Raw genomic sequence first — 12047 nt, forward strand, 5'->3', positions numbered from 1 at the left:
CCACCGAGACAAAACTGGCCGCATATAATCAACAGTTTGTATTGACTATAAACTATCGTATATGCCTAATACATACTTAAGTCCTCTTTTGAGGCGACGCTATTGTGCGCCGAGTTTTAACCAGTCGGGGGGTGAAAAATGGGTATCAGGAGTGGAACCATGTCAAATCGAATTCTCAAAGCATCTCCGGATCAGGTGCGTGTAAATCTGGATATTGATCAAACCGGCCTCGAAACATATGCGCGAACGGGCGATGATCTCGTCATCAATTTGAGCACAGGAGACCAGATTACGGTCCAGGATTTCTATGTCCCTGCGTCCGACGGATCTTTGCACAGCATTGTCTATAGCAATGACATGACGGTGGAAGGCGATCCGACCGCAGCGGCGGGTCTCGGAACCGGCTTCTCCGAAGAAGGCATCGCCGTGGCCGCTCTGGGCGCTCTCGGTCTTGCTGCTCTGGCCGCAGGTGGCGGCGGAGGTGATGATGATGACGACGATGGTGGTAGTGAAGAAGCGTTCAATGTGAACGATGATGAGGATTTCGTCGATACATCTACCAATAGTGCAGAAGGCAATGTTCTTGCCAATGACACGGGTGAGGGGCTTGTCGTTACACCAGATGCTGACACCACGGAGCTTGGAGGGCAGTTCGTTCTCAGTGAAAATGGTGACTATGTATACACAGCGCCAGCAGACTCAGAGGGAGGCGTAGACGAATTCACATATACGGTCACAGATGAAAATGGTGAGACACAAACTGGAACGGTTCAAATCTACGTTCCATCAAGTCAGGACGATAACACGTCGATTGTAACAAACTCCGATGTGGTAGACTTAGATAAGAACAATTCCTCCGCAGTCATTACTCCTCTTGATAACGACGGTGACACTGATGGAGATGGCGTCTCGGATCAAAACCTTATCATTATGGATGCTGAGAGCGCGGACGGACAGGGTGAAGTAGAAGTTTCCGACGACGGGCAGACAGTCACGTATACACCTGACGACGGTGCCGAACCCGGTGTGCATGTCCTCACCTATACAGTCCAAGATCAAGATACTGGTGAAACGGAAACCCAAACCATTTTCGTCAACGTCGAGAATAAAGATCCTATCGATAATGGATATGAAGCAGATGTCAGTCCTGACAGCTTAGATAACGCGATTAACGCGGATGATCTTGCATCTGACCCTGACGGCGACGATTCCGAACTGACGTTCACCGATGTGAGCGCAGAACATGGAACTGTGACACTCTCAGGTGATCGCAAAACCGTCTATTACACGCCTGATCCCGGCTATGAAGGCGACGACACCCTGAGTTACACCGTCGAGGATGAACATGGTGCAACGCTCGAGTCAGACGTTACTGTTACTGTTGAACCGTCCTTGACTGCAGACACTGAAGAACAAGGCTTCCTTGACCCGCTTATCGGCGAAGATGGTTTGCTCGGGTTTGTCACTGCTGACGGGGCGGCGCTTGGCGACATCACCGGCTCTGAAGGTTTGCTTGGCGAACTGGTGGGGTCGTCCAGCCCCCTCAGTGATCTGAGCAACGAACTCTTGGGGCAACCGCTTCTTGGGGACGGCGTCGGAGAGGATGATGAGGATGGCATTCTGGATGGCTTGATCGGCGATGACGGCCTGCTTGGCCCTGTCACCGGAAATGAAGGTTTGCTCGGAGACATTACAGGGTCCGAAGGACTTCTCGGCGATCTTCTCCTCACTGACGGTGTGCTTGGAGCGGTCAGTGGGCATGAAGGTCTGGTTGGTGAACTGACCGGCACAGGATTGCTCGGTGAAACAGGTGATGCTTCAGACGGGAATAGCGACGAGAGCCCGCTTGACGATCTTCTTGATGGCTTGACGGAGGGGCTGCTTGACGTTGGGCAGGGACTTCTAGACCCGATCATTGCAACAGAAGGGCTCCTTGGCGACCTGACTGGCAATGGCGAGACCCTCTTGGGTGACATCACCGGCTCCGAAGGACTTCTCGGTGACCTTGTGCTCAATGATGGAGCCCTCGGAACACTCACGGGTTCGGAAGGGCTTGTCGGTGCACTGACCGGCACAGGTCTACTGGGCGAACCAACAGAATCCGAAAGCGATACATCCGACAGCGGTTCCACCCTTGGTCTCGACCTCCTGGACCCCGTCATGGACATCGTCAGCGACTTGACAGGTGGGTTATTGGACGACGTGGCCTAACCGGAAAATTCCGCAGTCGGGCGCAACATAGTGCCCGACTGCCTCGGAAAGGCGGTTTACCCCGCCCTTCCACAACAAGATCGCTTTCCTGCCCCACAGGGAAGCGTAGGAGGAGTAACCTGCATTGCTTCTCCATTTGGGGTGTTGCGTTTCCATGACACCCCCCAGAGGCGGATTGTGTCACCCCCCCCCCAACCACTCACCCAGCATGGTCCGCCTCAATCCCACCCCGAGACACATGACACAAGCCATGGATGCATTCGTCTCTGTGGTCGTTTGTGCATCTTGCTTCGGGCATCAAGGGGGTCGTCTGAGGACAAAATGCCAAAGACAGGTTGAACAGGAAGCTCAAAAACAAAACCACCGCGCGAATGGCGCGGTGGCTGTAATTTTGTTACTAATCAGCGACTTAGGCAGCGAGTTCCTCGCCCAGACCGCCCAAGTCATCAAGTCCGCCGAGCAGACCGTCAGTCAAGCCGCCAACAGTATCAAGAACGGTGTCCACCACGTCGGTGACCGTCCCGAGAACCCCGCCAACGAGACCGGTATCCACATCACCCAGCAGCCCTTCGACAGTGTCGAGCACGCCGTCCACGAGAGACAGATCAAGCAGATCGGTCGGGCCTCCGAGCAGCCCGTCGAGAATATCGAGGTTCAGCCCGTCGGTCAGAGTGTCGGTCAAACCCAGATCAAGCGTATCTGTAACGGTTCCCAGCACATTGCTGACAAGCGACGTATCGAGACCGCCCGTCACGGTGTCAAGCAAACCGTCAACGATCGATGTGTCGAGACCACCAGTCACAGTATCAAGCAGGCCGTCGACGATAGACGTATCAAGACCACCCGTCACTGTGTCGAGCAAACCGTCAACGATTGATGTATCGAGCCCGCCAGCCACGGTATCGAGCAGGCCATCAACGACCGACGTATCAAGGCCACCAGTTACAGTGTCGAGAAGGCCATCGACAACCGAAGTGTCCAGACTGTCCGTGACCGTATCCAACACACCACCGAGAAGGTCGGCATCAAGCGTATCTGTCGCCAGAGACACCACATCGTTCACGAGCGATGCGTCGAGGAGGTCGAGACCGGCTGTCCCTGTCAAGCCATCGACGAGCCCGAGAGAGCCTGTCACGGTTCCGACCGTATCGGTGAGGACAGACGCATCAAGCAAGTCAAGATCCAGCGCGCCGGTCACACCCGACAACGCATCACTGACCACGTCACCTGAGAGCAGTGTCCCGACTGCGGGTGTAACGGAACCAAGAGTCGTCTGGAGTGTGCCGGGAATAGCGGCCAGTTGGTCTTTAACAAACGTCAGATTTTCAAGGGTCATTTCCCTCTCCTGTAGTTGGAAGTTTCCTCGCACAACCATGTTTTAGGGCTGCACGAGGAAATCCATACATAAGGATGGGAATAAAACAACTAAAAGTTGTATTTTATATCAACTTAAGGATGTATCCACGAGGACTGCCTCACACGAATACAAGAGAGCCGATAGGCTTACCCTCCCGATTCATCCGGCGCAGAGCCTGATAGGTCCGGATATTTTCCTCGACCTCTTGCGGTGTCATGTCATGCGCCAAGGTTGCGCGGGCGTCATTGTCGCGCCCGTCCAGCCCGTATACCAGCGCAAGGTTGCCCCGCACATAGGGCGCCGCCGCCGGGTCCTTGACCAATTCCTGCAAAATCGCTGTTCCACGCAAAATGTCACCGGAAATCGCCAGAGACAGGGCGTAATTGCTGCGTAGGATGAAGTTTGTCGGATAGTAGGTTAGGCCATCTTCATAGACGCCTTGCGCCTGTTTGTGGCGTGACAATGTATCCAGTGCGACCCCCTTCCCCGTCAGAGCCGACACGTTGCGCCGATCAATGCGCAGGGCTTTGTCATAGATCTCCACCGCCTTCTCGGACTGATGCTGGGCAAGATAGACCCGCCCTAATGTCGTGAGCACCTCGGCATTATTTGGCGCAAGGTCGTGAGCCCGCAACAGAACCGCTTCGGCCCGACTGTTCTGCCCCATACCGGCGTAACTGTTGCCCGCCCCCAAAAGCGCCGGCACAGAATTCGGATCTGTTACGAGCACTTTTTCAAACAAACGCGCGGCGGTTTCATTATCCCCCGTCTCGGACGTGGCCTGCGCCAGCCGCAGGGTTTCCGATCCTCCCGAAGTGCTGCCACCCGTTCCGGCGGGCATGCTCAAAGAACACGCGGACAGGCTTAGCGCGAACAAGACAGGGGCGAGAAGACGGGTCGTCATAAAGGAAATGCGCAAAGCGATACTCCGGTCAGGTTGATCGAAAAAGAGCGTGGCGGGAAGTGGGGTGATGCAGCGTCATTGAACAAGTATAACCTTTCCGCAACTAACACCATCCAATGTCAGATCTCCTTGCCCGATCCCGATGCCGAGGGTGTTGAGAAGGCTGTCTATGGTGTCATCAACGGGACCAAGAAGCTCCGTGATAAGCTGCTCCGGCACGATACCAAAAAGCCGATCCAGAAGATCGTCAACAGGTGGTAACAAAAACCCCAGAAGCGAACCAAGAAGCGAGCTACGCGCACCGATGATCACATCCAGATCTGTCTCGGACACAAGTGAAGACACCGTTGTCCCAAGAAGGTCACCCGTGGAAATCTGTTTGCTGACTTTGTTTTTTTCATCTTCACGGGTGAAGTCGACTTGTTTTTGCTCGGCCGCGCCGACATCAATGTGTGCTTCAAGTTCCACAGAGGCAACGTGGTCACCCAATAAAAGAGATGTCGTCAATGCGGACACTTCTAGCAATGTCGTTGGCGAGAGTTCCGCACTTACCAAAGGAGTTGTTGTGTCCTCAAAATCCGGCTCAGAGAATTCACCAATAAAAACCTCTACCAGACTTGTTCCTGCCCAGTCTTCGCTCAGACCGGTATCAAAGGACGCAATTATATCCGTATCTTCCTGCGCATTGCAGTTGAGAGCCACCAAGGATGCTGTTGCATTCGCCACTTCAACATAAACGGAGAACTCTGAAGAGACCTTGACCACTCCAGAAAGCAATGTTGGAGTAGCTATCTCCAGTTCCAGCTTCAACCGCACCTGCGCAGTGTGAAGGGTTGCGCCGCGTGCGCCGAGCATGATCCAACCGGAATGTGCCTCCCGCTCACCGACGACCAGTTTCAAATCTGTGTTCAATAGGTTGGGAAGACTCAGGCTTAGATTATCTATCTCGATAATCCGGTCCTTATTCACCACATCCAGCGAGGCCTTCAACAAATCCAGCGCATTGACATTGACTTCTCCAAGGATGTCCTCCAGCTGCACCGCGATATTGTCGCCATCAATTCCAATCAAATCCGACGCATTCAATGCCGTAGATGCGGTGCTATTGAGAATTGTCGTCAAGACATCTGTCGAGTCAGTGACAACCCCCGTGTCCAGAATGGCTCCCGCAATATCCGCCAGATCAATGTCGGAGGTCAGAATTGTGTCGTAATCACCAACCGTCGCACCTATGCGGTTTCCCAAGGCATCCGAAAAGGTCAGAAGGTCAATCTGTTTATCCAGTAGGGCCTCATAATCCAGAACGTCCAAATCAACCGTTGTGCCCAATGCGCCGCCCAAAAGCCCGTCCAGCACACTTTCTCCCGTATTGATCGACAAAAGCCGCGACCCGAGACTGAAGGATGCAAAGTCAAAACGCGCGGCTGTGGCACTGGCGGAGAGCGGCGTGCTGTCCGCATCGAGAAAACTCTTCGCAAAAAACAAGGGCGCGGAATCCGCAAGCTCGGCTTTCGCCGCATTAACATCGGCGTCCGTCAGGCTGCCTTCTGTGAACCGGTCCTCGGCAAGCACTGCACTGTCGTAATCATAGCGCCCGTAACTCAAGCCCGTCAGCGCAGCCGCCGACAGTGCATTGCCCGAAACAGTCTGCGTCACCGCCACACGCGGCGCCTCCTCCTCTTCGCTTTCGGCTTCGTCGTAGAGATTCAGAACCGCACTGACAGCGGCCATATCCGCCTGCGTCTGGAGGGTTTTCTGCCGGAAATACAAAGAGCCAAGATCAATGCCCAAGGCCATAAACCCCACCGCCGCTGTCAGGAACAAGGCAACGATGATCACCACGGCACCGGAGTCATCCGCGTTATAACGCTGGAGAAATTGCTTAATACGCAAGGTAGCTCCTTCGTGTAATATCCTCGATTCCGATGCCAAGAAAACTGTCCGCAATGGCGACAGCGGTCCCGTCGAGATCATAGGTCAGCGTGATCTGCACAGCATCGAAATCATTCGTCACGCCGCAATCGGTTTGATCCTCCGGAAAAACGCAAATTTCCGTATTGATGATGTGATCTGCGTCTAGAAAGGAAAAACGCCCCCCCGGAGAGGTAAGAAACGTTTCAGCTCGATCTTTGCGATCCGCAAAATACGGCTCACTCACAGAATAGCGTGCGGCTTCCGCCGCAATTTGCTGGAGACTGTTTGAGATGGCAAAATATTGGCCGAAGGCCACAATTCCGAAGAGCATGCTAAGCAGCAACGGCAGAACAAGTGCAAATTCCACTGCTGTTGCGCCGTCCTCTTCGCGCCAAAACGCACGCCAGTTGAACATTATTGCGATCCCCCGATCATTAAGTTATCCAGAATACTCAATGCCGCCGGACCGATCAGAACGATGAAGAGCGCGGGCATGATAAAAAGAATGAGCGGAACAGTCATAAGCGCAGGCAGACGGCCTGCCTGTTCTTCCAACCGCAATAACCGCTGCGCACGCGAATCCAGCATCAACGACCGCAGTGCCGCCCGAAACGGCGTGCCGTAGCGGGCCGATTGCACCATGGCATTAGCAAAAACCGAAATTTCCGGCAGGGGAAGGCGCTCTTCAAAATTACGCCATGCCTGATCCCGCTCCGGCAGAACCCCGAGTTCGATGACCAATTGCTGCATTTCCACAGCCAGATCCGGACAGGTCGCATAGACCTCCCGCGCCACGCGTTTGAGCGCCGGCATCGGGCCCAGTCCGGCTTCGCTGGCGATCACCAGCAATTCCAACATGTCCGGAAAGCCCCGCCGCACACTGTCGAGACGTTTCTTCTTTCTCCGCGACAGGATCGCATCAGGCGCGCGCGACAGAGCCAATGCAGTGGCGGCGACAATCGTGATCACTTTCAACGGGCTCACCGTGTCGTCCCTATTGAGGACCAGCCACAGAAGGGCAACAAGACCACCGGCAGCCGGCAGAACCAGCTTCAGAAACGCATAGACAATATGAGCGTCCCGACTGCGTATACCGGCAGCTTTCAACAGCGCTGCGGACGCCTCTGCCTCGCCCCCTTTGACGATGGAAACCCGTTCGGCAGTCAACGCCGCCACACGGGTGATACCCTGTGCAAGACGCGCAGTTACGGAAGGCTGAATTGCAAATGGTCTCCCGCCGGAGGCTTGGCGCGAGATGCTACGCGCCAAACGGGACCGACGCGCCCGCTGATCCATCACCCCCATGAACAAAAACTGTAGGAGGCTGAGGCCCAGAACAATCAGGAGGATGACACCGATCTTTGCCATATCAAACATCAATCCGTGAGAGTTTATACATGCTGTAGATGCCCAAAGAGAGGCTTAGAACTCCGGCAAGCGTCATCAGATGCCCACGCGGATCCTCGATCAACGGGCTGAGATAACCCGGATTGAGGACGAAGAGGATCAAGCCAATTCCAAAGGGCAGCCCCGACAGGATCATCGCGCTGACTCGTGTCTCGGCGGACAGAGCGGCGGCTTTCTTTCGCAGCTTGCGCCGGTCGCGCAAAAGCTCTGCAAGGTTTTCGAGCGTCTCCACCAGATTACCGCCGGTTTCGGCCTGAAGGCTGGTCGCCACAGCGATAAACCGCGCCTCCGGTGTCGCGATCCGGTCTGCCATACCCGAGAGTGCTTCGTTCAACGGCAGCCCCACACGATGCTCGTCCCGACAGCGCAGAAATTCCTCCCGCGCAATTCCCGATGAGTGGCTGGCCACAAGTCCGAGGGACTCGCCGAGCGGCTGACCCGCCCGCAGACCGCGGGCGAACACATCAAGGCAATCAGGGAGCGCTTCGGTGAACTGACGCACCCGCCGGCCTTTCAACAGATCAAGAAAGAGATTGACCATCATCCAGCCGCCACCAATCGCGACCAAAACTCTCAAAGGCATGGCCAGAGATGTCATAAAGGTAAGGCCCAGCCCGATCCCGATGGCCATGATCCCCATAGAGAGCAGGACCGAAGCGGGTGTCATGGACAGACCTGCCTCGCGGACCCGTTGTTCCAGAAGCCCCCGCACACCGCCGCGCCTCTGTTTCATAGCTGCGCGTGTGGCATTGCGGGCCGTTTCGGCGACCCGTTGGCGCACCAGTTCGGGCGTGGTTTTGGACTGATCTGCCGAGTAACGGACAAGCCGCGCGCGCCGGATGCGCCGTGCGCGGTCATATAAGATCAGGCTAACCGCGCCGAAGGCAACGCAGGCCGTAAAGATCATAATAAAGGCCGACACAGTTCCGACCATAATCAGACCCTCACAACTTGCCGCAGTTTGGCATCAAGCCCCTGCTCTGCCGCGCGGTCTATGAAACTTGGAAGCATTCCAGTCGGGACAAACTGACCCTTCAACGGGCCACCCTGCAAACCCGCTTCCGGAACGAAGCGAAAGAGTTCCTGTAGGCTGATGACATCATCCTCGCCGCCGACGACCTCCGAGATGGAGGTGATCCGCCGCACCCCGTCGCGCATGCGCGAGATTTGTACGATCAGATGGATGGCATCCCTGAGTTGCTGGCGCACAAAACTTGAGGGCAGCACAATGCCCGACATGGCAATCAGGTTTTCCATGCGTGTCAAAGCCTCGCGCGGATTGTTGGCGTGCAAGGTGCTCATGGACCCGTCATGGCCTGTGTTCATGGCCTGCAACAAATCAAACGCCTCTTCGCCGCGCACCTCCCCGATGATGATCCGGTCCGGTCGCATCCGCAGCGCATTGCGAAACAGACGCCGCATGGGCACTTCACCCTTACCTTCAATATTGGCAGCGCGGGTTTCCAAGCGGACCACATGCGGCTGCTGCAACCGGAGTTCGGCAGCATCTTCGAGCGTGACAATCCGTTCATTTGTCGGAATCTCGCGGGAAATCGCGTTGAGCAACGTCGTCTTGCCCGACCCTGTGCCTCCGGACACCAGCAGGTTCAGACGCAACTGTGTCGCGATTTGCAAAAACTCCGCCATTTCCTTGGTCAGAGACTGGCGCTGGATCAAGTCCGCAAGTTGCAAATCATCTTTGGGAAACTTCCGGATTGTCATGGTCGGCCCGTCCACGGCCAGAGGCGGGATCGTCACATTGATCCGGCTGCCATCTTCGAGACGGGCATCCACCAAAGGCGTTGTCTCATCGACACGGCGACCGACCGCGGACACGATCCGCGTTGCGATCGTCAGCACATGGTCGTTGTCGCGAAAGGAAATATCAGCCAATTCAAGCTGGCCCTGACGTTCGACATAGATCTGGCTCGGCCCATTCACCATGATTTCGGAAATACTGTCGTCCTCCAGCAGCCGCTCAAGCGGCCCGAGCCCGAGCATGTCGTCGACCACATAGTCGACCAGCTCGGCGCTCTCCATTCCGTTGAGATCAATGCGCTGTGTCTGACTGACGGAAAGCACGGCATCCCGAATTGCGATGCGCTGTGCCTCGGAGGGGAGTTCCGCAAGTGTGCGCAAATCCAACAGGTCCATCACCTCCGGCGCAACCTGTGTTCCAAGCCGCATGACACGCTTGGTAAAATCCGGCTGGTAATTGGCGCGGGGTTTGGCCTCCGGTCTCTGTCTGTCCGTGTCGACAGGAGAAGCCTCTGCAAGTGGCACAAGCTGTTGCATCAACTGGCGTTGACGCTCACGCGGAAGAATATGGCCTGTGGTGTCCTGATACCAATCAATCGCCAGACTAACCGCATAGGCGCCACCTTCGCGCCCTTCGGACACAAGTGTTTGCAATCGCTCCGCAATCACCGCGCGAACAGCGTCCATATCCTGACGAGCCATTATGACACTCTCGCTCATCGCTTATGCCTTTTTCTTCCACCATGACGCAGACTGAACGGGGGTTGAGGGGCCAGCAGTCCACCCCTTTTGCAAATCATCGGAAAACTGACGAACGCGGCGGGCATAGGCGCTGCGCGGCGCAAGTGTTTGCAGCGGCTCCCCTTTGACCGAAGCCCGCGCAATATCATTCGCACACAGCGGCAATTCAAAGGACAGCGGGTGATTGAGCGCATCGGCGATCTCTTTGGCACTCAGTCCGGCATCCCGACGGAGATGTGACAGTGACAGCCAAACCCGTGGTTGCGGACTATTGCGACGGTTCAGCCGGTCGAGCAAACGCCCCGCAGAGCGGACAGCGCCAAAACCCGGCGAAAGCACAAGGACAAGATCATCGACTGTCTCCAGCACAGGATGATCGTCCATGACGAACCGTCGCGGCAGGTCCACGACAGAGGAGGTAAAGACATCCTTGAAAGCCCCCATCAGGCTCGCAAGACCTGCTTCATAGCGGGGCAGAAGCGCCGGATCTTCAATCTCGGCGGAATAGACCGACAGACCAGACTGAACCTCATGCATCGTGGCTTGCAAGAAAGTGGCATCCACGCGCTCCGGAGTTGTCAGCGCATCAAAAACGCCTGGCGTCATTTCAACATCCAGTTCGACAGCCAAGGTGCCGAAATGCAATTCCGCATCCAACAGCCCTACACGGGAGGCCCCTGTTTGGTTTTCACCCTTGGTTTTGACCGATGCGGCCAATGCCGCAGCCAGATTGGTGGCCAGAAGACTTGCCCCCACCCCGCCACAAACACCGCAAACCGCAACGGATTTTCCCCGCTGTGTGGGAGGGGCGGTCAAAGCTGTGGAGGCGCTCCACAAGTCCAGCAGGGGGTCGCCTTCCTGATGCGGAACGATGAGATAGTCTTTGGCCCCACCAGCAAGGTAGGCCCGATAGGTCGGCACATCGATCTCGGGTCCGAGAAGCACGATCTCGACGCCATCCGCAACCACGTCCCGCAGAAGCTCCAATGTGTCGCCCAGAGGCGAGGAACCGAGTTCCGCAAGAACAATATCGCCAAACTCGGCCATACCGGACAAACGCGACAAGGTTTCCAAGGTGCCAGTGTGATAGGTCGCCTGATCTCCGTCCGGAGCTTGTCGCATGAGATAGGCTACCGCATCGCGGCCGGCTTCTGTCGCAACGAAGGCTTCGACGCGACGCGCTGTTTGAGAGAGTGGCAACACCTGATTCATTGACCGCTCCCGTCCCGATAGGCCATTGCTGCCGTCGTATCCGGCTCAAGCACATCACCCGGTTCATGGATCATCACAGCAAGATTGGTCGCATTGGCACAGCCCAAATCATCAATTCCCGACCGGCAACTGACACTCAGCCCCTGCGCTCGCGTGACGCGAATAATCCCGACCTGCCGATAGGGAGACGGGCGCGTGCCAAAATTGTTGTCTTGCAGATACTGCGTCTTGGCCGGATACCGCGCCAGAAGCGAGTGCATCACGCCTTGCCGCTCTGCATCAATCTGCGGCTTGCCCGTTGACGGGATGGTGACGATGAGCACATCGCCTGCATCCAGCACAAGCGTATTCAAAAACGATGAAATTCGGCTGCGCTCCCCAGCGGAAAGTGTCGAGGAGCCGGAGGCAAACCGGTATTGGTGCTGCGCTTCGACATAAGGGGCGGACAAACGTTCCGTGACGCCAGAGGCCGGTGCAGGCCCTTCACAGCCTGCGACCAGAAGAACGGCAAGCCCTGCCAGAATAGACTTTGCTTTACCCATA

Annotated in this window: 10 protein-coding genes; 1 reads left to right on the plus strand and 9 read right to left on the minus strand. The window is 56.1% G+C overall.

What is annotated here, in order from left to right:
* The first annotated feature begins 159 nt into the window (after positions 1-159).
* The gene (locus tag BM152_RS04810) at positions 160-2211 is read left to right on the plus strand and encodes an Ig-like domain-containing protein (protein WP_066601755.1); all 2052 of its coding nucleotides are present in this window, start codon (positions 160-162) and stop codon (positions 2209-2211) included.
* Positions 2212-2620: 409 nt separating this feature from the next.
* On the opposite strand, the gene BM152_RS04815 is transcribed toward BM152_RS04810, so the two are convergent.
* The 9 genes from BM152_RS04815 to BM152_RS04855 all read right to left on the minus strand — a co-directional run bounded on the left by BM152_RS04815 (position 2621) and on the right by BM152_RS04855 (position 12046).
* Complete coding sequence (locus BM152_RS04815; RefSeq protein WP_066601762.1) at positions 2621-3547, minus strand: hypothetical protein; 927 nt, start codon at positions 3545-3547, stop codon at positions 2621-2623.
* A 139-nt stretch (positions 3548-3686) separates the two neighbouring features.
* Entirely contained in the window at positions 3687-4472 is a 786-nt protein-coding gene (locus BM152_RS04820; protein ID WP_082715321.1) for a tetratricopeptide repeat protein, read from the minus strand.
* Positions 4473-4547: 75 nt separating this feature from the next.
* On the minus strand, positions 4548-6365 hold the full coding sequence (locus BM152_RS04825) for a TadG family pilus assembly protein (protein ID WP_066601767.1): 1818 nt from the start codon (positions 6363-6365) through the stop codon (positions 4548-4550).
* Complete coding sequence (locus tag BM152_RS04830; RefSeq protein ID WP_066601770.1) at positions 6355-6801, minus strand: TadE/TadG family type IV pilus assembly protein; 447 nt, start codon at positions 6799-6801, stop codon at positions 6355-6357. Before BM152_RS04830 ends, BM152_RS04825 begins: the two co-directional genes overlap by 11 nt.
* Complete coding sequence (locus tag BM152_RS04835) at positions 6801-7754, minus strand: type II secretion system F family protein (RefSeq protein ID WP_066602089.1); 954 nt, start codon at positions 7752-7754, stop codon at positions 6801-6803. Before BM152_RS04835 ends, BM152_RS04830 begins: the two co-directional genes overlap by 1 nt.
* Position 7755: 1 nt before the next feature.
* Positions 7756-8727, minus strand: coding sequence for a type II secretion system F family protein (locus BM152_RS04840; RefSeq protein ID WP_066601773.1), 972 nt, complete (start codon positions 8725-8727; stop codon positions 7756-7758).
* Between the two features lie 2 nt (positions 8728-8729).
* Positions 8730-10253, minus strand: a complete 1524-nt coding sequence (locus BM152_RS04845) for a TadA family conjugal transfer-associated ATPase (RefSeq protein WP_231730503.1) — start codon at positions 10251-10253, stop codon at positions 8730-8732.
* Positions 10254-10274: 21 nt separating this feature from the next.
* Positions 10275-11504 carry a CpaE/TadZ family protein gene (locus BM152_RS04850; protein ID WP_066601777.1) on the minus strand — a complete coding sequence of 410 codons (1230 nt, stop codon included), beginning with the start codon at positions 11502-11504 and terminating at the stop codon, positions 10275-10277.
* Entirely contained in the window at positions 11501-12046 is a 546-nt protein-coding gene (locus BM152_RS04855; protein ID WP_231730504.1) for a CpaD family pilus assembly protein, read from the minus strand. The genes BM152_RS04850 and BM152_RS04855 overlap by 4 nt, the downstream gene beginning before the upstream one ends.
* Position 12047: the final 1 nt, after the last annotated feature.

The organism is Celeribacter halophilus (assembly GCF_900114135.1).
In the GTDB taxonomy this organism is placed as follows: Bacteria; Pseudomonadota; Alphaproteobacteria; order Rhodobacterales; family Rhodobacteraceae; genus Celeribacter; species Celeribacter halophilus.

What these genes read in the sequence shown, in the direction of transcription:
- BM152_RS04830 (WP_066601770.1), bottom strand. Translation starts at nt 6,801, where the DNA reads ATGTTCAACTGGCGTGCGTTTTGGCGCGAAGAGGACGGCGCAACAGCA.
- BM152_RS04815 (WP_066601762.1), bottom strand. Translation starts at nt 3,547, where the DNA reads ATGACCCTTGAAAATCTGACGTTTGTTAAAGACCAACTGGCCGCTATT.
- BM152_RS04835 (WP_066602089.1), bottom strand. Translation starts at nt 7,754, where the DNA reads ATGGCAAAGATCGGTGTCATCCTCCTGATTGTTCTGGGCCTCAGCCTC.
- BM152_RS04855 (WP_231730504.1), bottom strand. Translation starts at nt 12,046, where the DNA reads ATGGGTAAAGCAAAGTCTATTCTGGCAGGGCTTGCCGTTCTTCTGGTC.
- BM152_RS04840 (WP_066601773.1), bottom strand. Translation starts at nt 8,727, where the DNA reads ATGGTCGGAACTGTGTCGGCCTTTATTATGATCTTTACGGCCTGCGTT.
- BM152_RS04810 (WP_066601755.1), top strand. Translation starts at nt 160, where the DNA reads ATGTCAAATCGAATTCTCAAAGCATCTCCGGATCAGGTGCGTGTAAAT.
- BM152_RS04850 (WP_066601777.1), bottom strand. Translation starts at nt 11,504, where the DNA reads ATGAATCAGGTGTTGCCACTCTCTCAAACAGCGCGTCGCGTCGAAGCC.
- BM152_RS04820 (WP_082715321.1), bottom strand. Translation starts at nt 4,472, where the DNA reads ATGACGACCCGTCTTCTCGCCCCTGTCTTGTTCGCGCTAAGCCTGTCC.
- BM152_RS04845 (WP_231730503.1), bottom strand. Translation starts at nt 10,253, where the DNA reads ATGGCTCGTCAGGATATGGACGCTGTTCGCGCGGTGATTGCGGAGCGA.